Origin of the sequence: Neobacillus niacini, from assembly GCF_023715415.1 — a bacterium.
GTDB classification, from domain to species: Bacteria; Bacillota; Bacilli; order Bacillales; family Cytobacillaceae; genus Neobacillus; species Neobacillus niacini_C.
Genome location: NZ_JAMBOB010000006.1, coordinates 90,287 through 108,518, shown reverse-complemented (window position 1 = coordinate 108,518; position 18,232 = coordinate 90,287). Strand labels below are relative to the sequence as shown.

The 18,232-nt window shown below is 38.0% G+C and carries 20 protein-coding genes; 17 read left to right on the top strand and 3 right to left on the bottom strand.

The genetic code is table 11. The annotated features are described in order from the left end of the window. The first annotated feature begins 98 nt into the window (after positions 1-98). The 7 genes from M3189_RS15125 to mnhG are packed head-to-tail and all read left to right on the top strand — an operon-like array spanning position 99 to position 5,867. A complete protein-coding gene (locus M3189_RS15125) occupies positions 99-2,504 on the top strand; it encodes a Na+/H+ antiporter subunit A (protein ID WP_251634915.1) in 2,406 nt (801 codons plus the stop codon). Beyond that, positions 2,501-2,926, top strand: coding sequence for a Na(+)/H(+) antiporter subunit B (locus tag M3189_RS15120; RefSeq protein WP_251634914.1), 426 nt, complete (start codon positions 2,501-2,503; stop codon positions 2,924-2,926). Before M3189_RS15125 ends, M3189_RS15120 begins: the two co-directional genes overlap by 4 nt. Then, complete coding sequence (locus M3189_RS15115) at positions 2,926-3,267, top strand: Na(+)/H(+) antiporter subunit C (protein WP_251634913.1); 342 nt, start codon at positions 2,926-2,928, stop codon at positions 3,265-3,267. The genes M3189_RS15120 and M3189_RS15115 overlap by 1 nt, the downstream gene beginning before the upstream one ends. Then, complete coding sequence (locus M3189_RS15110) at positions 3,260-4,747, top strand: Na+/H+ antiporter subunit D (protein WP_251634912.1); 1,488 nt, start codon at positions 3,260-3,262, stop codon at positions 4,745-4,747. Before M3189_RS15115 ends, M3189_RS15110 begins: the two co-directional genes overlap by 8 nt. A 7-nt stretch (positions 4,748-4,754) precedes the next feature. Further along, positions 4,755-5,231, top strand: coding sequence for a Na+/H+ antiporter subunit E (locus M3189_RS15105; RefSeq protein ID WP_251634911.1), 477 nt, complete (start codon positions 4,755-4,757; stop codon positions 5,229-5,231). Then, entirely contained in the window at positions 5,231-5,515 is a 285-nt protein-coding gene (locus M3189_RS15100; protein ID WP_251634910.1) for a Na(+)/H(+) antiporter subunit F1, read from the top strand. Before M3189_RS15105 ends, M3189_RS15100 begins: the two co-directional genes overlap by 1 nt. Beyond that, positions 5,499-5,867, top strand: coding sequence for a monovalent cation/H(+) antiporter subunit G (gene mnhG / locus M3189_RS15095; RefSeq protein WP_251634909.1), 369 nt, complete (start codon positions 5,499-5,501; stop codon positions 5,865-5,867). Before M3189_RS15100 ends, mnhG begins: the two co-directional genes overlap by 17 nt. A 46-nt stretch (positions 5,868-5,913) precedes the next feature. Here mnhG and M3189_RS15090 read toward each other — a convergent pair whose 3' ends face one another. From M3189_RS15090 to M3189_RS15080, 3 genes are all read right to left on the bottom strand, one after another. Beyond that, on the bottom strand, positions 5,914-6,177 hold the full coding sequence (locus M3189_RS15090) for a hypothetical protein (protein WP_251634908.1): 264 nt from the start codon (positions 6,175-6,177) through the stop codon (positions 5,914-5,916). A 78-nt stretch (positions 6,178-6,255) separates the two neighbouring features. Further along, positions 6,256-7,722 (bottom strand): cbb3-type cytochrome c oxidase subunit I, encoded by a 1,467-nt coding sequence (locus M3189_RS15085; protein WP_251634907.1) that lies wholly within the window; start codon positions 7,720-7,722, stop codon positions 6,256-6,258. Next, positions 7,712-8,260 carry a cytochrome c oxidase subunit II gene (locus tag M3189_RS15080; RefSeq protein WP_251634906.1) on the bottom strand — a complete coding sequence of 183 codons (549 nt, stop codon included), beginning with the start codon at positions 8,258-8,260 and terminating at the stop codon, positions 7,712-7,714. The genes M3189_RS15085 and M3189_RS15080 overlap by 11 nt, the downstream gene beginning before the upstream one ends. A 225-nt stretch (positions 8,261-8,485) precedes the next feature. Between M3189_RS15080 and M3189_RS26965 the strand changes: the two genes are divergently transcribed. The 10 genes from M3189_RS26965 to M3189_RS15035 all read left to right on the top strand — a co-directional run bounded on the left by M3189_RS26965 (position 8,486) and on the right by M3189_RS15035 (position 18,138). Then, positions 8,486-8,620: a hypothetical protein gene (locus M3189_RS26965; RefSeq protein ID WP_285889685.1), complete on the top strand. Its 135-nt coding sequence runs from the start codon at positions 8,486-8,488 to the stop codon at positions 8,618-8,620. A gap of 217 nt (positions 8,621-8,837) precedes the next feature. Then, on the top strand, positions 8,838-9,839 hold the full coding sequence (locus M3189_RS15075) for an ABC transporter substrate-binding protein (RefSeq protein WP_251634905.1): 1,002 nt from the start codon (positions 8,838-8,840) through the stop codon (positions 9,837-9,839). Positions 9,840-9,945: 106 nt separating this feature from the next. Continuing rightward, positions 9,946-10,986 (top strand): ABC transporter permease, encoded by a 1,041-nt coding sequence (locus tag M3189_RS15070; RefSeq protein WP_251634904.1) that lies wholly within the window; start codon positions 9,946-9,948, stop codon positions 10,984-10,986. Beyond that, the gene (locus M3189_RS15065; protein ID WP_251635567.1) at positions 10,952-11,746 is read left to right on the top strand and encodes an ABC transporter ATP-binding protein; all 795 of its coding nucleotides are present in this window, start codon (positions 10,952-10,954) and stop codon (positions 11,744-11,746) included. The genes M3189_RS15070 and M3189_RS15065 overlap by 35 nt, the downstream gene beginning before the upstream one ends. Positions 11,747-11,913: 167 nt before the next feature. Next, positions 11,914-13,029, top strand: coding sequence for a 4-hydroxyphenylpyruvate dioxygenase (gene hppD, locus M3189_RS15060; RefSeq protein ID WP_251634903.1), 1,116 nt, complete (start codon positions 11,914-11,916; stop codon positions 13,027-13,029). A gap of 83 nt (positions 13,030-13,112) precedes the next feature. Next, positions 13,113-13,721, top strand: a complete 609-nt coding sequence (locus tag M3189_RS15055; protein ID WP_251634902.1) for a flavin reductase family protein — start codon at positions 13,113-13,115, stop codon at positions 13,719-13,721. Positions 13,722-13,736: 15 nt separating this feature from the next. Further along, a complete protein-coding gene (locus M3189_RS15050) occupies positions 13,737-14,660 on the top strand; it encodes a fumarylacetoacetate hydrolase family protein (RefSeq protein WP_251634901.1) in 924 nt (307 codons plus the stop codon). Positions 14,661-14,674: 14 nt separating this feature from the next. Then, a complete protein-coding gene (locus M3189_RS15045) occupies positions 14,675-15,832 on the top strand; it encodes a homogentisate 1,2-dioxygenase (protein WP_251634900.1) in 1,158 nt (385 codons plus the stop codon). Between the two features lie 137 nt (positions 15,833-15,969). Continuing rightward, a complete protein-coding gene (locus M3189_RS15040) occupies positions 15,970-16,587 on the top strand; it encodes an NUDIX hydrolase (protein WP_251634899.1) in 618 nt (205 codons plus the stop codon). A gap of 189 nt (positions 16,588-16,776) precedes the next feature. Then, positions 16,777-18,138 (top strand): aspartate kinase, encoded by a 1,362-nt coding sequence (locus M3189_RS15035; protein WP_251634898.1) that lies wholly within the window; start codon positions 16,777-16,779, stop codon positions 18,136-18,138. Positions 18,139-18,232 lie beyond the last annotated feature (94 nt).

Here is an 18,232-nt window from a genome sequence, read left to right as displayed (position 1 = left end):
AGAACCGAAGGGTGGAATGATAGTGAAGAGTTAAAATTGTTTTTATAAGTTAGCTGACAACCAAAAGGGTTGTATCTAAGAAATAAGGAGGTTTTGTTTTGTCTCTTCTACACTTGGCGATTGTAGCACCATTAATCCTTTCGATTTTTATCCCAATATTTAACAGAATATTTCGTCGAATTCATACAGGATGGTTTGTGTTACCATTACCTATTTTATTGTTCGTCTATTTTCTCACTTTCTTACCAGAAACAATGAGTGGGAAATTAGTCAGTAAGATGATTAATTGGATTCCGTCTTTAGGAATTAACTTTACAGCAAAAGTCGACGGACTCGGGCTTTTATTTTCCCTGCTAATAACCGGGATTGGGGCATTGGTTGTTCTTTATTCCATCTATTATCTAGCAAAGAATAAAGAAATGCTCAACAACTTTTATGTATATTTACTGCTCTTCATGGGTGCCATGCTGGGAGTTGTCTTATCGGATAATTTAATTGTGATGTATGCATTTTGGGAGTTAACTAGCTTTTCTTCTTTTTTATTAATTGGTTATTGGTACGAACGGGATAAATCCCGTTATGGTGCACAAAAGTCTATGCTCATTACAGTATTTGGCGGACTTGCTATGCTTGGAGGGATCATCCTTCTTTACATTATGACTGGCACCTTTAGTTTCACAGAAATTATGTCTCAAGCAAATGAAATTTTTAACCACACTTTATTTGTACCAGCATTACTATGTATTTTACTTGGTGCTTTTACAAAATCAGCACAATTTCCATTCTATATTTGGCTTCCAGATGCCATGGAAGCTCCTACTCCGGTAAGTGCTTATTTGCATTCAGCAACAATGGTCAAGGCAGGAATATATTTGGTAGCACGTTTTACTCCAGTATTTGGAGAACATTTCCTATGGCTCTGGCTTGTTGCGGGTGTTGGAGTACTGACCATGATATGGGGTTCTGTATTTGCGGTGAAACAAACCGATCTAAAAGCCATTTTAGCCTTTTCTACAGTCAGCCAATTAGGACTTATCATGTCATTGCTTGGTGTTGGGGCGGCTGCTCTACATTATGAATTTTTGGATGAAAACATCTATACTGTTGCTGTAACAGCGGCTATATTCCACTTAATCAACCATGCAACCTTTAAAGGAAGCTTATTCATGGCAGCTGGAATCGTAGATCATGAAACAGGTACAAGGGATATACGTAAATTGGGTGGATTAATGCATTTTATGCCAATCACGTTTACCATATCTATTATAGGCGCATTCTCAATGGCAGGGCTTCCTCCTTTTAATGGTTTCTTGAGCAAAGAGATGTTCTTTACAGCGATGGTTCATGTAACCGAAATGGATATATTTAACCTCGAAACCTTGGGGATTTTATTTCCAGTGCTTGCTTGGATAGCCAGCATCTTTACCTTTATTTATAGCATGATTCTTGTTTTTCAAACCTTCACAGGTAAATATAAGCCGGAAAAACTTGATAAAAAACCGCATGAAGCTCCAATGGGATTACTGATTTCACCGATCATATTAGTTTCTCTTGTGATTATTTTCGGTTTTTTCCCAAACCTATTATCTGATAGCCTTATCTCACCAGCTATGGCTTCGATTCTTCCAAGTCTACTTGGCGCGGGGGAAGAATTTAAGGTTCACATTTCCTTCTGGCATGGTCCCACAATTGAATTGTTTATGACACTTGGTGTTATCATTTTAGGATTAGTTCTTTATAAAACACACGCTAGATGGAAAAAAATCTATAAAGGTATTCCAGAGAAGCTTGCTCTTAATCGATTTTATGACTTCCTATTAGAAGGATTACAATCAGCCTCCTATAAGGTAACAAATACCTATATGAATGGATCAATTAGGTCCTATCTCGTATATATATTTGCATTCTTAATAGTAATTCTAGCTGCCACTCTCTTTGGGAAAAATGCCTTTACGGTTAGTACAAGCAATGTATCCTCCATAGGTGTATACGAAGTTGCCCTAGCCATTCTTGTTGTTTTGGGATCGATTTGTATTCTATTTGCTAAATCTAGAATGACTTCTATTATCTTGCTTGGTGCTGTTGGTTATACTGTTTCTTTATTTTATGTTTTATTTAGAGCTCCTGATTTAGCTTTGACACAACTTGTTATTGAAACGATTTCTGTAGCCTTATTCTTGGTATGCTTCTATCATTTACCTAAATTAAGGAAGTTTGAGACAAGGATGAGATTTAAACTTATGAATGCTCTCATCTCCGTTGGGGTGGGTGCAATTGTAACCTTAATCGCACTTTCTGCTCATAGTAGTAAGTTATTTGACTCTATATCAAGATATTACGTAGAGAATACATATACAGAGGCTGCAGGTAAAAACATGGTAAACGTAATTCTAGTAGATTTTCGCGGATTTGATACACTCTTTGAAATCACAGTATTGGCAATTGCTTCCTTGGGAATCTTTGGCATGATCAAATTACGATTGAACAGGAGGAATGAAGGATGAGAAATACTAACAATATCATACTTGAAACTGCTGTGAAAGTTCTTCTCTTCTTTATTGCCCTGTACTCAGTCTATATCTTTACGGCAGGTCATTATTATCCCGGTGGAGGGTTTATAGGTGGGTTAATGACAGCTGGAGCGATTGTTCTCCTATTAATAACCTATGATATCAAAACAGTTGTGGGGATTTTGCCTGTAAACTTTCGAATTCTTACAGCGATTGGGCTTCTATTTGCTATTGGTACAAGTGCGGGTTCTCTCATCTTTGATGCTCCATTTTTAACCCATGCATTTGGAGATGTTCATTTACCGATTCTTGGTGATTTATCTCTTCATACTGCGACGCTTTTTGATTTAGGAGTTTACTTTGTTGTTGTCGGAGTGACGATGACCATTATTCAAACGATAGGGGAGGATGAATAATGGAAATAGTAATGGCATTTGTCATTGGAATTCTATTTATGACCGCCACCTATTTAATGCTTTCAAAAAGTCTATTACGTATTATTGTCGGTACTGGACTATTAAGTCATGGTGCTCATCTCCTTATTCTTACCATGGGTGGACTTAAACGAGGAGCTGCACCTATTTTAGGGGGAAATGCGGAGAGCTATACAGATCCACTTCCACAGGCGTTAATTTTAACAGCCATCGTAATCAGCTTTGGTGTTACAGCATTTTTCTTAGTATTAGCTTATCGAGCCTATCAAGAACTGGGAACAGATAATGTAGAAGAAATGAGGGGAACACAGAAAGATGACTAACTTAATCATTTTACCTATATTAATCCCCTTGTTTACTGGGGCAATATTAATTTTTCTAAATAAAAGAATCATCGCACAGCGAGTTGTTGCAACAATTTCTTCCATATGTTCCGTTATTGCAGCTTGGTTGGTGATTCAAAAGGTACGAACGGAAGGGGTCCAATCCCTAAATGTTAGCAGCTGGGATGCACCGTTTGGGATTACGTTAGTTTCGGACATGTTTTCAGCACTATTAGTATTCACGACAAGCATTGTTGCGTTTGTTTGTTTACTATACTCCTTTAAATCGATTGGTCAAGAACATGAAAAATATTACTACTATGCCGTATATAACTTTTTAATAGTAGGAGTAAACGGAGCTTTTACCACGGGCGATATTTTTAATCTATTCGTGTTTTTTGAGGTTATGCTGATGTCTTCCTATGTTTTGCTAGTACTTGGAGGAACAAAGATACAGCTAAGAGAATCAATTAAATATTTGCTTGTGAATGTCATTTCATCAGCATTATTTGTTATTGCTGTTGCCTATTTATATTCCGTAGTTGGAACGTTAAATATGGCACATATTTCTAGTCGAATTCATGAAATTAGTATAAATGGGATGCCGGGGATATTAACGGTTATTGCTGTCATGTTCTTAATTGTATTTGGTTTAAAAGGAGCAATTTTCCCACTCTACTTTTGGATGCCGGGATCCTATTACGCACCACCTGCCCCTGTATTAGCTCTATTCGGTGCTTTATTGACAAAAGTCGGAGTTTATTCGATTACAAGAACGTATACGCTTTTCTTTTATCATGATATGGAAACTTTTGGTCTTCTTTCCATTCTAGCGATTCTGTCAATTATTTTCGGTGTTATTGGTGCAATTGCTTACTGGGATATCAAGAACATCATTATTTATAATATCATCGTCGCTGTAGGTGTTATCTTGTATGGGGTTTCCATATTGAACACAACTTCCATAACAGGGGCTGTTTACTATTTGATTCACGATATGCTTATAAAAGCAGCCTTATTCCTGCTAGTAGGAGTTGTCATATCCATTACGGGAACTAGTAATTTAAAAAATATCAGCGGGCTTATTAACCGCTATCCAGGTCTTGGATGGACATTCTTTATTGCTGCTTTAGCTCTGGCAGGAATTCCGCCATTGAGTGGATTTGTTGGAAAGCTCCTTATTGTGCAGGGTGGATTTGAGGGAGAAAGCCTTATAGGAGCTTTCATTGTCTTGATGTCCAGTTTACTCGTTCTTTTTTCTGTTATGAAAATCTTTATTAACGGATTTTGGGGAAAGGACCGCACTTACCGAGAAGAGGAAGAAGCACCTGTAAAACGTTTGCTTATTGCTCCTGTTATTTTGGTAGTGATTTCAGCGCTTTACGGAATTGGTTCTGAATCCATATTGCCGTATATTTCACAGGCAGCCGATACCTTATTAGATCCCGATATCTATATTAATGCTGTCTTAAAGGAGTGAATAAGTTTTGGCATTTCAAATTTTATTGAATGTGGTGCTAGCCTTTTTATGGATGTTTATTAAGGTTTCATACGATCCCATTAGTTTTATAAAAGGCTATATTTTTGGACTCCTTATTATATTTGTGCTAAGACGTTACTTCCATACCCGCTTTTATTTATTTCGATTATGGTCCTTTATCAAGCTGATTATTATTTTTATAAAGGAACTAATTTTGTCCAATGTAGCCATTGTAAAAATTGTCTTAAAACCAAAATTAGATATGAGGCCAGCTATTTTTGCAATGGAGACGGTATTAACTAAGGATTGGCAAATCATGCTTCTCTCAAATTTAATAACATTAACGCCAGGTACATTAGTGATTGATGTATCAGAGGATAATAAAACTCTTTTTATTCATGCGATGAATATTGGGGAAGTGGAAGATGAGATTAACAGTATTAAGAATTCCTTTGAAAAAGCAATTTTGGAGGTGAGCAGCTAATGCTTGAAATCATAATACGCTTAGCATTGTTAATCTGCTCCATTTCCATGCTTGGATTAATTTATCGGGTCATAAAGGGTCCTAGTGTAGCTGATCGAGTGATTGCATTAGATGCGATTGGTGTGAATCTTATTGCCATAACCGCATTGACTTCAGTCGTTTTAAATTCTCATGCTTTTCTAGAAATTATTCTTTTGATTGGTATTCTTGCCTTTATCGGAACAGTTGCGTTTGCTAAGTATTTAGAGAAGGGGGTTATTATCGAACGTGAGCGTAATCATTGATTTTTTCATCGGATTTTTTATCATAGTTGGATCCCTGCTCAGCCTAATTGCTACTTTTGGAGTGATTAGACTCCCAGACGTTTATACGAGAAACCATGCCGCCTCAAAAGCAGCTACATTAGGGGTAATGTCAATTCTATTGGGAACTTTTCTATACTTTTATGCACTTGAAGGTCATTTTAATTCGAGGCTGATCTTAGGTATTATCTTTCTTTTTATGACTTCTCCCATCTCAGGCCATTTAATTAACAGGGCTGCTTATAATTCAGGAGTAAAACTTTGGGATAAAAGTGTAAGAGACGACTTAAAAGAATATAATAAAAAAATAATGAAGAAGTCATCTGTAGATTAATCAGAAAAAAGTGTTCCAAGGATTGCTTGGAACACTTTTTTACATTTTATTCAGAATCTATAATCCGAACATATTCCCTAGGCTTAAAGGGCTCAAATAACTTCCATTGGACATTAGACATCTCGGCGTTTAAATTCGTATTCATCGGAGTATTTTCATTATTCATCGGAACTACATTCAAATTATTAATTTGCGATTCCATATTATTAACATTAAATTCCCGATAATTTTGCAGTTGTGCCTGAAGTAGCCAAGCTGATGCAAATAAAAGTGAAAATATAGATAAACTGACTACAATTTTTATTTTCATTATGTACAAACACCCCCCATTAGGATTAGTTTGTACAAAAATAAGCCATTATAAAAACCCTCTTTAGATTTTCCTGGTTTAAGAAGCGGATTTTAGCGTATCAGGTGTTGATTTGCTTCCCACCGTTTTTAATCCAGCTATAAAGCGAATGGTAAAGATTAGTGAAGCAGCTATAATAAATATTCCGCAAAGAGCTCCAACTTGATCTGTTGCAGTCCATTGTGGTAAATGCTCCGCCCATCTGCGCGGTGCACTGAGCTTTCCTGCATATAGAAATGAACCTGCTAAACCGGTAAAGAAAATAAAATAGGTAAAGATAGCAAATTTATCATAGCTATTTTGTTTTTGTGTTCCTTCGGTTTTATTAAAATAATACATAAATCCGAAAATCATCGCAATGACGCCCATCCCCATATACGTGTGGAAGTGACCTGGAACCCATTTTGTATTATGCATAACATGATTGACAACAATGGTTGAGTCAATAATCGCAGGTACTGCACCGGCAACCCAGCCAAACATCGCTAAAAACATCATGCTTGAAGCAAAATCCCATTTAATTGCAGAACGGAAGACAATCATTAACGCACCATATGCTGTGACAACCATAACAGGAAGACCGTTTGCATAGGAAAAAACTTGACCGACAATTAACATCCATTTTGGTACTGCAAAATCCATGAGCAAGTGGTGTGTATAGATCATTAAAGTAAACAGTGTAGAGCAATTCCATGCAATCAAAAACGCCTTATTTGATTTCCACGGACGTTCAGTATACTTCGATAGAACTTCATAAACAGCGATAACGGCCATGTAAATGGTACAGTTTGCAAAGATATGTCCGAATGCATACGTCAAATGCTTAGCTAACATTGGATCAATGGTAATAGCTGGATTGATAATATTTAAGATTGAAGCAACAAGAACATAAGCACCTGCAAGAATGGCAATCGAATTCGTGATGATGACCATTGTTGTTGCAACTGCAGCAGGAGGAGGACCATAGCCTTTTTTTCCTCCGAAAATATGTTCCCAGCCAAGAGTCTTATGCAATCCGCCATATTCTTTTGTTAACCTAGCAGCTAAGTAGAAGTACATAACTAAATACCCAATACCTAATGCCAACATTCCAAATAAGAATAATAACGCACCTAATTTTCCATATAGATTTGCTGAATAAGCTGGCAGCGGGAAAAGAAAGGTCCAGCCGTCTGAAAAATTAAAGCCAAAAATAGCGATAAGGATCATGACAACCCCAATCAAAGAAAATAGTAAATTTGCGAAAAATACTTTTGAATTTAGATAGATATGTTTTGAAAGGAAGTACCACATAATGGCACTGCCTCCTAAAGCGGCAATTCCAATCATCCCTGTGCCATGAATGGTCATAATCTTATAGAAAAACTGTGGTGATATTTTTACCACATTCCCCTGATTTAATAACATCATGACTCCAAAAATCATCATTAATACAAGAATAACAGAGGTAACCATTAAGGCTAAAGCAACGCCTTTATTGTTAATACTACGAGCTTTAGTGACCATGGCCATTTCCTCCTTTTGGTTTAACTACTATGTCTTTCATCATTACATGATGTCCAACACTGCAATATTCCAAGCATAAAATTTTATACGTGCCTGGTTTGTCAAACGTAATCGTGAGCGTATTCGTGTATTCCGGCATTGCCTGTGTTTGGGCAATTAATTCTAACTCCGGGTCATAAATACCGAATCCGTGTGTAACATCTTTACTTGTTACTCGAAATTGAATCTCTTCTCCAACTGTAAAGTTTTCATCACTGAATTCCCATGCGTATTGCATACCAGCCACCTCAACAACCTTTGCGTGCTCTTTCGCAGCAGCATGTTGGTTATGGTATGGAAGCTTGCTTAGTGACATGGCTGAAGCAAACCCCATTACTGCGAGTAGCCCCAGAAAATAAAATTTACGAATTTTGTAACCTTTTTCTTGTATTGGTCCATATTCTCTTAATCTTCTCGATTCCCCATACACAAAAGCAAATGCCAAAGCCAGTAGAAAAACGAGAAATAAGGTGACGTACCATGCTATTGATTGGTACATATATATCCCCCCCCAGTTAAATTGATTAAACAAGCAGTCCCCCAACCACATGTTTAATATCAAATAACATTCTAATCTACAATTTGTGAATAAAAAGTGAATTAAATCATACCCTTACTAACAAATCCCCTTTAGGACTAGTTCTTTATGGCTATCTTTTTTTTTACCCCCACAAATGTCCACTTTAATACGAATACTTTGGTAAATAAACAATGGAGGTTAGATATGAAAACAACTATTATTGATATTGATAAGCTACTAGATTCTACGGCAAATCTAACATCTGAGAAAGTCACAAATAAATTAAAAGAAATTGAAATTGATAAACTATTAGCTCAAACACAAGATTGGTCAAGATAAATTGATAAATAAAGGAAAGAAGCTCTCGGAATACGCCGGGAGCTTCTTTCCTTTTCTATTGAAAAAACTAAGTAATTTGGCTTAAGAAATTTGTCGCTTTAAAGCAGAAAAATAATTTTGGGTAATTCTATTGACTTTTAGGGTGAAAAAATACTAGAATAACTTTTATAATATAATAAATTTTTAGAAAATTAGAAGAGTTTTAGGGGGATTATAAATGAAAAAAAATGTAAAAGTAATATCCTTTGCTTTAGCTGGGATGATGATGCTTGCTGGGTGTGGCAGCAAGGAAACAACGGGTGGAACTGGAACGGAAAAAGATGGGGAGAAGGTTTTTAAAGTTGGTATTAGCCAGTTTGCAGCACACCCATCATTAGATGCGGCAACAGAAGGGTTTAAAAAGGCGTTAGAGGAAAAAGGCATTAAAGTTGAATTTGACGAGCAAAATGCACAAGCAGATATGAACAACGTTCAAACAATCGCTGACAATTTTGTTGGAGATAAAGTAGATTTAATTTTTGCAAATGCAACGCCAAGTGCAACCGCGGCATTGAACGCAACGAAGGAAATTCCAATCATCTTTACTTCTGTAACGGATCCTATTGGCGCTGGTTTGGTAAAGGCATTTGATCAGCCTGGTGAAAATATTACTGGTACAACGGATAATCATCCGGAAGGAACAGCTAAAACCATTAACTTTATCACTGAAGAGGTTCAGGCTAAAGAAATCGGTGTCATTTATAATTCTGGTGAACAAAACTCAGTTGTTCAAGTGGAAGAAGTGGAAAAGTTAGCAGAAGCAAAGGGCGCTAAGCTTGTTAAAGTTTCAGTCTCAACCTCTGCTGAAGTGAAACAGGCCGCTGAATCCTTAGTTGGCCGTGTAAATGCTATCTATATTCCTACAGATAATACAGTTGTCTCTGCTCTTGAGTCCGTTATTTCAGTTGCAAACAGCAAAAAGATTCCATTGTTCGTGGGCGAGCTAGATTCAATGAAAAAAGGTGCAGTGGCAGCGAGTGGCTTCGAATATTTTGATATTGGCTATCAATCCGGTTTAATGGCTGCTGAAATCTTAAGCGGGAATAAAAAGGCTTCTGAAATCCCAGTGGAATTGCCAAACAGCTTAACACTTTGGATTAACAAGAAAGCTGCCCAAGCACAGGGGATTGAAGTAAAAGAGGAATGGAAAGACCTTGGTGAGTTTTACGAGGGTAAATAATAAACATAAGTAATACAAGGAGTCAGCCGCCATAATGGTTGACTCCTTACTGGCTACATAGGTTTCAATTAATGGAAACCAAAAACCTAAAGAAAGGATGATCTCAATGTTTACAGCCATTTTTGGATCATTTGAAGCAGGTATCATCTACGCAATTATGGCACTGGGCGTCTATCTTTCCTTTCGTATTCTGGATTTTCCAGATTTAACGGTAGATGGGAGTTTTGTTACAGGTGCAGCACTATCAGCCGTTTTGATTGCTGGTGGTGTTAACCCGTTTTTAGCGACCGTTTTGGCACTATTTGCAGGATTTGCAGCAGGATGCATGACCGGACTTCTTCACACTTTTGGAAAGATTAATAATTTACTATCCGGTATCTTAATGATGATTGCACTTTATTCTATTAATCTTAGAATTATGGGCAGATCAAATATACCGCTATTGAATACAGAAACCTCTTTTACAAAAATTGGAACCTTTTCGGATAGTCTTGGTATAGATACCTTCTTCAACAGCTTATTAACGATGATTGGTCTGGGAGATAGTCTTCCTGATACATGGGGAATTTTGATCTTTATGATTATCGTTACCTTTGTAATCAAATGGCTTACAGATTTATTTTTACAAACCGAAATTGGTCTTGCTGTTAGAGCGACTGGGAACAATAAACAAATGATTCGAAGTCTCTCTGCCAATACAAATCTCCTTACTATCTTAGGGCTTGGTTTATCCAATGCATTAGTAGCTTTTTCAGGTGCCCTTATCGCACAGCAAGGTGGATTTGCGGATGTAGGTATGGGAATCGGGATGATTGTTATCGGTTTAGCCTCTGTTATTATCGGTGAAGCCTTGTTTGGTACGAAGTCCATTGCAAGGGCGACTCTTGCGGTTATCGGCGGGGCTATCATCTACCGAATTGTTGTTACACTAGCCCTACGAGTTGAGTTCCTAGATCCTGGTGACATGAAGGTAATCACAGCATTAATTGTCATCATTGCCTTAACTGCACCCAAAATAGTTGACCACTCTAAAGAGAAGAAGCGAAAAGCCCGCAGAAGACAAGAAAAGCTAAGCATGTTACAGGCATCTGCTGATGGAAAGGGTGAAAGCTATGCTGCAATTGAATCAGATTCACAAGATTTTTAATGAAGGTACTCCTGATGAAAAAATTGCAATCGACCATGTGAATTTAACTTTGAAACCGGGGGATTTCGTTACCGTAATAGGTAGTAATGGAGCAGGGAAATCGACTTTAATGAATATCATTTCAGGTGTATTAGTTCCTGATGTTGGTGATATTCATATTGACGGTAAAAATGTTACCGGCATGTCCGAATATAAACGGTCGAAAATGATTGGACGTGTTTTCCAAGATCCAATGGCAGGGACAGCTCCTAGTATGACGATTGAAGAAAACCTGGCTATGGCTTACTCTCGAAATAAAACGAGAACCTTTAAAAAGGGAGTCACTAAAAAAAGGCGTGATTACTTCCGAGAGGTGCTTGAATCCTTGCATCTAGGCTTAGAGAATCGTTTAAGTGCAAAGGTGGGATTGTTATCTGGTGGAGAACGGCAGGCATTATCGTTGTTAATGGCTACCTTCACAGAACCCGCCATTTTACTTCTCGATGAACATACTGCTGCACTTGATCCATCGAGAGCGGAATTAATAACCAATCTTACTCGAGAAATTGTTGGGAAATATCAGCTTACGACCTTAATGGTTACTCATAATATGCAGCAGGCGATTGACCTTGGAAATCGTTTAATTATGATGGATAAAGGTCAAATCATATTAGAAGTAGATGCAGAAAACAAAAAAGATTTAACCATTGAAGGATTATTAGAAGAATTTAAACGAATCCGCGGAGTGCAAATGGCCAGCGACCGTGCGGTTTTATCCTAACTTTATTGAGAAACAACCTTATTGAAGGGGTTGTTTCTTTTTTTTTGTACCAACCTTTACTACTCAAAAGCGTTATTGCTTTACCGGCCGCTCTTGATAGGACACGTTTGTATCACTTAATATATATTCTGAATATTATTAATTAATTGATAATGGGAGGAATATAAATGAAAGAAAAACGTATAAAAGCAGAAGAGCTTGCTAACGACTTTTTCCCAGTTAGGGATGTTGATTATATCGAAATTTATACAACGAATGCAAAGCAATCCTGCCATTTTTTTTGCACCGCATTTGGGTTTAAACCAGTTGCATATTCCGGCCTTGAAACGGGAAATCGTGAAACCGTTTCCTATGTACTCCAGCAAAGGAATATCCGTCTTGTTCTTACTGGTTCCTACAAAGAGGATACAGGAGTTGCTCAGTTTGTAAAAAAACATGGTGACGGTGTAAAGGACGTTGCTCTTTTAGTAGATGATGTTGATAAGGCTTATAGCGCTGCCGTTGAGCGTGGAGGAATTGCCCTTAAATCACCATTTGAGTTGAAGGATGAAAAGGGGACCATTAAAAAGGCCGTTCTCGGTACATATGGAGACACCATCCATACGTTAGTAGAACGCAAGAATTATCAAGGTGTTTTTATGCCAGGTTTTGAACCATATTCTGTCTATCTGCCAATTGAAGATGCTGGCTTAATTGGAATTGACCATGTGGTTGGTAACGTTGAAGCGATGGAAGAATGGGTTGAATATTATGCGAAGGTAATGGGATTTGTAGAGATGAAACATTTTACAGATAAAGATATTACCACTGAGTATTCTGCGCTAATGTCGAAGGTCATGCACAATGGCGGTAGAATTAAGTTTCCGATCAATGAACCAGCAGAAGGGAAACGTAAATCACAAATTCAGGAGTATTTAGAATTCTATAATGGTCCTGGTGTACAACACCTTGCGATATTAACTGAGGACATTGTCTCAACTGTAGCTACTTTGAAAAAGAATGGGGTAGAGTTCTTAAATACACCAAGTACGTACTATGAGGATTTAGGACAGCGAATTGGAAAAATTGATGAAGAAATCGAGAAGCTGCGTGAATTAAATATTTTAGTCGACCGCGATGATGAGGGCTATCTCCTACAGATATTCACCAAGCCGATTGTCGATAGACCTACGTTATTCGTGGAGATTATCCAGCGTAAGGGTGCACGAGGATTTGGTGAAGGCAACTTTAAAGCTTTATTTGAATCCATCGAAAGAGAACAGGCACGTAGAGGAAATTTATAATATATAGAAATATAGTAAAGGGGTAAAAGGGAGAGGGTGCTTCTCCCTTTTAAAAAGTTTAATAGGATAGAGGTGTACGAATAATGGAAGTGTCACCAGATACGCTTGAATGGAGAGACGCATATAAATTGCTAATTGGCTCGATACTGCCTCGTCCGATAGCCTTTGTGTCTACCATTGATGAGAACGGAATTGCCAATGCTGCTCCCTTTAGTTTCTTTACCGCAATTTGCGCCGACCCGATGCTCATCTGTTTTTCACCAATGAGAAGGGGCAGTGATGGAGCAAAAAAAGATACCCTTTTAAATATTGAAAAAACAAAGCAATTTGTGATAAATATCGTCAGTGAGAGTATGGCAAAACAGATGAATGAGTGCGCCGTTGAATTTGCTCCTGAAGTTGATGAACTAGAGGTAACAGGTTTAACAAAAGAACCTAGTCGTGTGGTAAAGGTGCCTCGTATAAAAGAATCTCTCGTGCATTTAGAGTGCGAGCTCTATCAGGTGTTGGATTTTGGTGACCAGGCGGGTGCTGGAAGTCTAGTTATTGGTAAGGTTTTGAATATTCATGTAGAAGATGATTTATTTCATAAAGGGCGAGTGGATACAGAAAAACTTCAGCCGATTGGCAGAATGGCAGGTAATACTTATACCAATCCATTAGGAAAAACATTTGATATTATTAGGAAATAGAAATTAGGTGAATGTATGAGATTCGTAACCTTTGAAAAAAGTGATAGAACAGTACGGTCAGGAATAATGTTAGATTCAGACCTTGTTGTAGATATGAGCGAAGCAACGAACGGCAAGCTGCCTGAAAAAATGATAGATTTTCTAGAACAGTCTGAGCAAAATATGATAGCTGCTGTACAGCTCTTGCGACTTACTGACGGCAATAAAGGGGTTTATCCCTTACATGAGGTTAGGTTGATTGCGCCGCTGCCAACACCGAAAAGCTTCCGCGACTTTTATGCTTTTGAACAGCATGTAAAATCTGCAAGGGAGAACAGAGGTCTTGATATGATTCCTGAGTGGTACCAAATACCTGTTTTTTATTTTTCTAATCACCTGGCGATTAAGGGGCCAGAAGATAACATCACTAAGCCTATCGAATGCAATTGTCTTGATTATGAACTAGAGGTTGCTTGCATCATTGGGAAAGAGGGGAGAAATATCAAGGCTGATGAAGCAGATGACTATATTTTTGGTTATTGTATCTTAAATGACTGGAGCGCGCGGGACCTTCAAAGACAGGAAATGAAGGTAGGATTAGGTCCTGCAAAGGGAAAGGATTTTTCAACCTCAATTGGACCGTGGATCATCACCAAGGATGAGCTCGAAAACGTGAGATTAGGTAAAGGCTTCGATATTACCATGAAAGCGAAGGTTAATGACGTCCTTCTTTCTGAAGGGAATATGAAGGATATCTATTATTCGTTCGGAGAAATGATTGAAAGGGCATCAGCGGGGGTTACGCTCTATCCTGGGGAAATGATAGGTTCTGGAACAGTTGGGACAGGATGTATCCTTGAACTCGGTACAGAGGTACACCGTTGGCTGCAACCTGGTGACATGGTTGAATTTGAGATTGATAAACTAGGTGTTTTAAAGAATTCCATTGTAAATGATTGAAACGAGGTGAATTTATGTATTATCGGCAAATGGGAAGGATTCCTCAAAAACGTCATACCATTTTTAAAAAAGAAGATGGAAGTCTATTCCGTGAGCAGGTTATGGGGACACGGGGCTTCTCGGGAACACAATCGATTCTTTACCATCATTACATGCCAACCGAAGTTCTGAAAGCGGAGTTAATTAGCAGCTATTTGCCAGAATATGAGGAGCAGGCATCGTTAAAGCACCGTCTTTTTTTGACAAATAAGACTGTCAAAAAAGGGGATGCTCTTTCAGCGCGGGAATATATACTCGGAAATCAAGATTTATTAATTGGTACGGCGGCTGTCAACGAGCCAATGAAGAGCTATTATCGAAATGGTGATGGAGATGAAATGCTGTTTGTTCACTACGGCTCAGGCAAGCTAGAAACAATGTTTGGATCGATATCTTACCGGCCAGGTGATTATCTATTAATACCTATTGGAACCATTTATCGAATGATTCCAAATGAGCAGGAAGAAACTAAACTGTTATTTATAGAATCCTTTAGCCAGATTACAACACCAAGACGATATCGAAATGAATATGGACAAATGCTCGAGCACAGTCCTTTTTGCGAACGTGATTTCCGCTGCCCAGAAAAATTAGAGACCTTTGATCAAAAGGGAGAGTTTGAGGTAGTAACGAAATCGCGGGGATTGCTGCATTCTCATTTATTAGGGCATCATCCGTTTGATGTCATTGGCTGGGACGGATACCTTTACCCATGGGCTTTTAATGTTGAGGATTTTGAACCAATCACGGGGAGAATTCACCAGCCGCCGCCTGTTCATCAAACCTTTGAAGGGAATAACTTTGTAGTATGTTCCTTTGTACCGAGACTGTTTGACTACCATCCTGAAGCGATTCCTGCTCCTTATTATCATAGTAATGTGAATAGTGACGAATTACTTTATTATGTAAAAGGTAATTTCATGAGTCGCAAAGGGGTGCAGCTTGAGTCCATTACGCTGCATCCGAGTGGGATTCCGCATGGTCCTCATCCTGGAAAGACAGAGGCGAGTATTGGCAAAAAAGAGACCCTCGAACTTGCGGTAATGATTGATACCTTTCATCCACTTAAAGTGGTGAAGAAGGCAAATGAGTTGGAGGATTCTTCCTATATGTTTTCCTGGGTGGAAAAATAAGGAATAATTTATTTAGAACAATCCAATGATAAAATATTGGGTTGTTTTTTCTTGAGGAATGATCATTAGGTAAGCATTTTAATGTTAGTTAGTGATAGTATTAAATATAGAATAATATTCCAAGGGAGGTGAAAATCATGAACTTTGAATCAGTCCTATCGAAATTAAAAAGCCATACACCTACTATCTTAGGCAGCGATAAATTTTCAAAATATGCGGTAATGGTGCCACTTATTCAAAAAGAGGATGGTATTCATGTCCTGTTTGAGGTTCGATCCCTGCAGCTGAGAAGACAGCCTGGAGAAATTTGTTTCCCAGGAGGGAGAATTGATCCGGAGGATATAAATGAAAAAAGTGCAGCAATCCGGGAAACAATCGAAGAATTAGGAATAAGCAGTGAGAACCTATCGGAGGTATACCCGCTTGATTTCATGATTTCCCCTTTCGGCATGATGATTTATCCATTCGTAGCGATGATTGAAAGCCCCGAAAACATTCAGCCAAATCCTGCAGAAGTTGGAGAAGTTTTCACGGTACCGTTAACCTATTTTATTGAAAATACCCCGGATATTTATCATATTCATTTTAAGGTAGAGCCTGAGGAGAACTTTCCATTCGATTTAATTGTTGGCGGTGAAAATTATAATTGGCGGACAAGATCATTAGATGAGTACTTTTACCTTTATGAGGAAAAGGCAATTTGGGGACTTACAGCGAAAATCCTTTCACACTTTATTGAAATAATGAAACAGTAATTATCCAGGGATAACTAAAATGAAATTATCCTTGGCTAATTAAAGTGAAATTATCCTTGATAATTTCACTTTTTTTGTATTTTGTCCTCCCCAGAAATACAAATGTCCTTTTGGGAAGAAAAAACACTTGATTATTTTCTGAATAGCAGTAAAATTAAGATTATACTTTTTGGGATAGGTGATGTTGTGATGAAGGTTGTAAAGTTTGGAGGATCCTCTTTAGCGTCAGGAAAACAAATCGAAAAGGTTTTTCAGATTGTAATGTCCGACCCTGAGCGGAAAGTAGTGGTTGTGTCTGCTCCGGGAAAAAGATTTGCTGAGGATGAGAAGGTAACGGACTTGTTGATAGAGTGTGCTGAACATTGTCTACAAGATTTTAATCCACAGGATAAGATTAATGACGTTATATCAAGATATTCCTCCATTGCAGCAGAATTAGCTCTCCCGAATGATATAATTAGTGAAATTCATCACGATTTATCAGAGAGACTAAATGGGGATAGAAGTAAGCCAGATCGGTTTATGGATCTAGTAAAAGCAAGTGGTGAGGATAATCATGCAAAGCTTGTTGCGGCTTACTTTAGGGAACAAGGTGTAGAAGCTACCTATGTAAATCCGAGAAAAGCAGGGCTGTTTGTCAGTGACGAGCCAGGGAATGCACAAGTTTTACATGAGTCGTATGAGAATTTATTTTCACTTCGTGAGATTCCAGGAATCATTATTTTTCCAGGATTTTTTGGCTATAGTAAAGAAGGCGATGTATTCACCTTTTCACGAAGCGGGTCCGATATAACGGGTTCCATTTTAGCCAACGGTATTAAGGCTACATTATATGAGAACTTTACAGATGTGGATGCAGTATTTTCTGTGAATCCAAATCTTGTCCATAATCCAAAGGAAATTAAAGAGTTAACCTACCGAGAAATGCGGGAATTATCCTATGCAGGATTTACGGTTTTACATGATGAAGCACTCGTACCTGCTTTCCGTGCTGGGATTCCTGTTCAAATTAAGAATACCAACAATCCAGGTGCTCCTGGAACAAGAATTGTGTATTCACGCGATAATACAAATGGACCTGTTGTAGGTATTGCTAGTGATAAAGGGTTCTGCAGCATTTATGTCAGCAAATACTTAATGAACAGAGAAATTGGTTTTGGACGAAGGCTTCTAAGTATTCTGGAAGAATATGGTCTTTCCTATGAACACACACCTTCAGGGATTGATGATGTGTCAGTAATATTAAGAGAAGCACAGCTTGATCCTGATATGGAAAATGAAATTGCCTGGAGAATTGAATCTGAGTTACACTCCGATGAAGTGAAAATTCAGCACAGCCTTTCGTTGATTATGGTTGTGGGTGAGGGAATGCGCCGAAACGTCGGAACCATGGCACGTGCATCTAAAGCGTTAGCGAAGGCAGAAGTGAATATTGAAATGATTAACCAAGGCTCGTCTGAGGTAAGTATGATGTTTGGTGTAAAAGAAGTGGACGAAAAAAGAGCAGTCCAAGCACTGTACGACGAGTTTTTCGCAGCAGTACCTGTTTAATAGAAAAAGCAGTCTAAAATTTAGACTGCTTTTTTAATTATATCTGCGATAAGCGAATTATGTCTGCGTTAATTCAGATATATCTGCGATAATC

Excerpts from the sequence above, each read along its gene's own strand:
- M3189_RS15120 (WP_251634914.1), top strand. The coding sequence starts at position 2,501 with ATGAGAAATACTAACAATATCATACTTGAAACTGCTGTGAAAGTTCTT.
- M3189_RS15115 (WP_251634913.1), top strand. The coding sequence starts at position 2,926 with ATGGAAATAGTAATGGCATTTGTCATTGGAATTCTATTTATGACCGCC.
- M3189_RS15110 (WP_251634912.1), top strand. The coding sequence starts at position 3,260 with ATGACTAACTTAATCATTTTACCTATATTAATCCCCTTGTTTACTGGG.
- M3189_RS15100 (WP_251634910.1), top strand. The coding sequence starts at position 5,231 with ATGCTTGAAATCATAATACGCTTAGCATTGTTAATCTGCTCCATTTCC.
- M3189_RS15090 (WP_251634908.1), bottom strand. The coding sequence starts at position 6,177 with ATGAAAATAAAAATTGTAGTCAGTTTATCTATATTTTCACTTTTATTT.
- M3189_RS15085 (WP_251634907.1), bottom strand. The coding sequence starts at position 7,722 with ATGGTCACTAAAGCTCGTAGTATTAACAATAAAGGCGTTGCTTTAGCC.
- M3189_RS15080 (WP_251634906.1), bottom strand. The coding sequence starts at position 8,260 with ATGTACCAATCAATAGCATGGTACGTCACCTTATTTCTCGTTTTTCTA.
- M3189_RS26965 (WP_285889685.1), top strand. The coding sequence starts at position 8,486 with ATGAAAACAACTATTATTGATATTGATAAGCTACTAGATTCTACGGCA.
- M3189_RS15075 (WP_251634905.1), top strand. The coding sequence starts at position 8,838 with ATGAAAAAAAATGTAAAAGTAATATCCTTTGCTTTAGCTGGGATGATG.
- M3189_RS15070 (WP_251634904.1), top strand. The coding sequence starts at position 9,946 with ATGTTTACAGCCATTTTTGGATCATTTGAAGCAGGTATCATCTACGCA.
- M3189_RS15065 (WP_251635567.1), top strand. The coding sequence starts at position 10,952 with ATGCTGCAATTGAATCAGATTCACAAGATTTTTAATGAAGGTACTCCT.
- hppD (WP_251634903.1), top strand. The coding sequence starts at position 11,914 with ATGAAAGAAAAACGTATAAAAGCAGAAGAGCTTGCTAACGACTTTTTC.
- M3189_RS15055 (WP_251634902.1), top strand. The coding sequence starts at position 13,113 with ATGGAAGTGTCACCAGATACGCTTGAATGGAGAGACGCATATAAATTG.
- M3189_RS15050 (WP_251634901.1), top strand. The coding sequence starts at position 13,737 with ATGAGATTCGTAACCTTTGAAAAAAGTGATAGAACAGTACGGTCAGGA.
- M3189_RS15045 (WP_251634900.1), top strand. The coding sequence starts at position 14,675 with ATGTATTATCGGCAAATGGGAAGGATTCCTCAAAAACGTCATACCATT.
- M3189_RS15040 (WP_251634899.1), top strand. The coding sequence starts at position 15,970 with ATGAACTTTGAATCAGTCCTATCGAAATTAAAAAGCCATACACCTACT.
- M3189_RS15035 (WP_251634898.1), top strand. The coding sequence starts at position 16,777 with ATGAAGGTTGTAAAGTTTGGAGGATCCTCTTTAGCGTCAGGAAAACAA.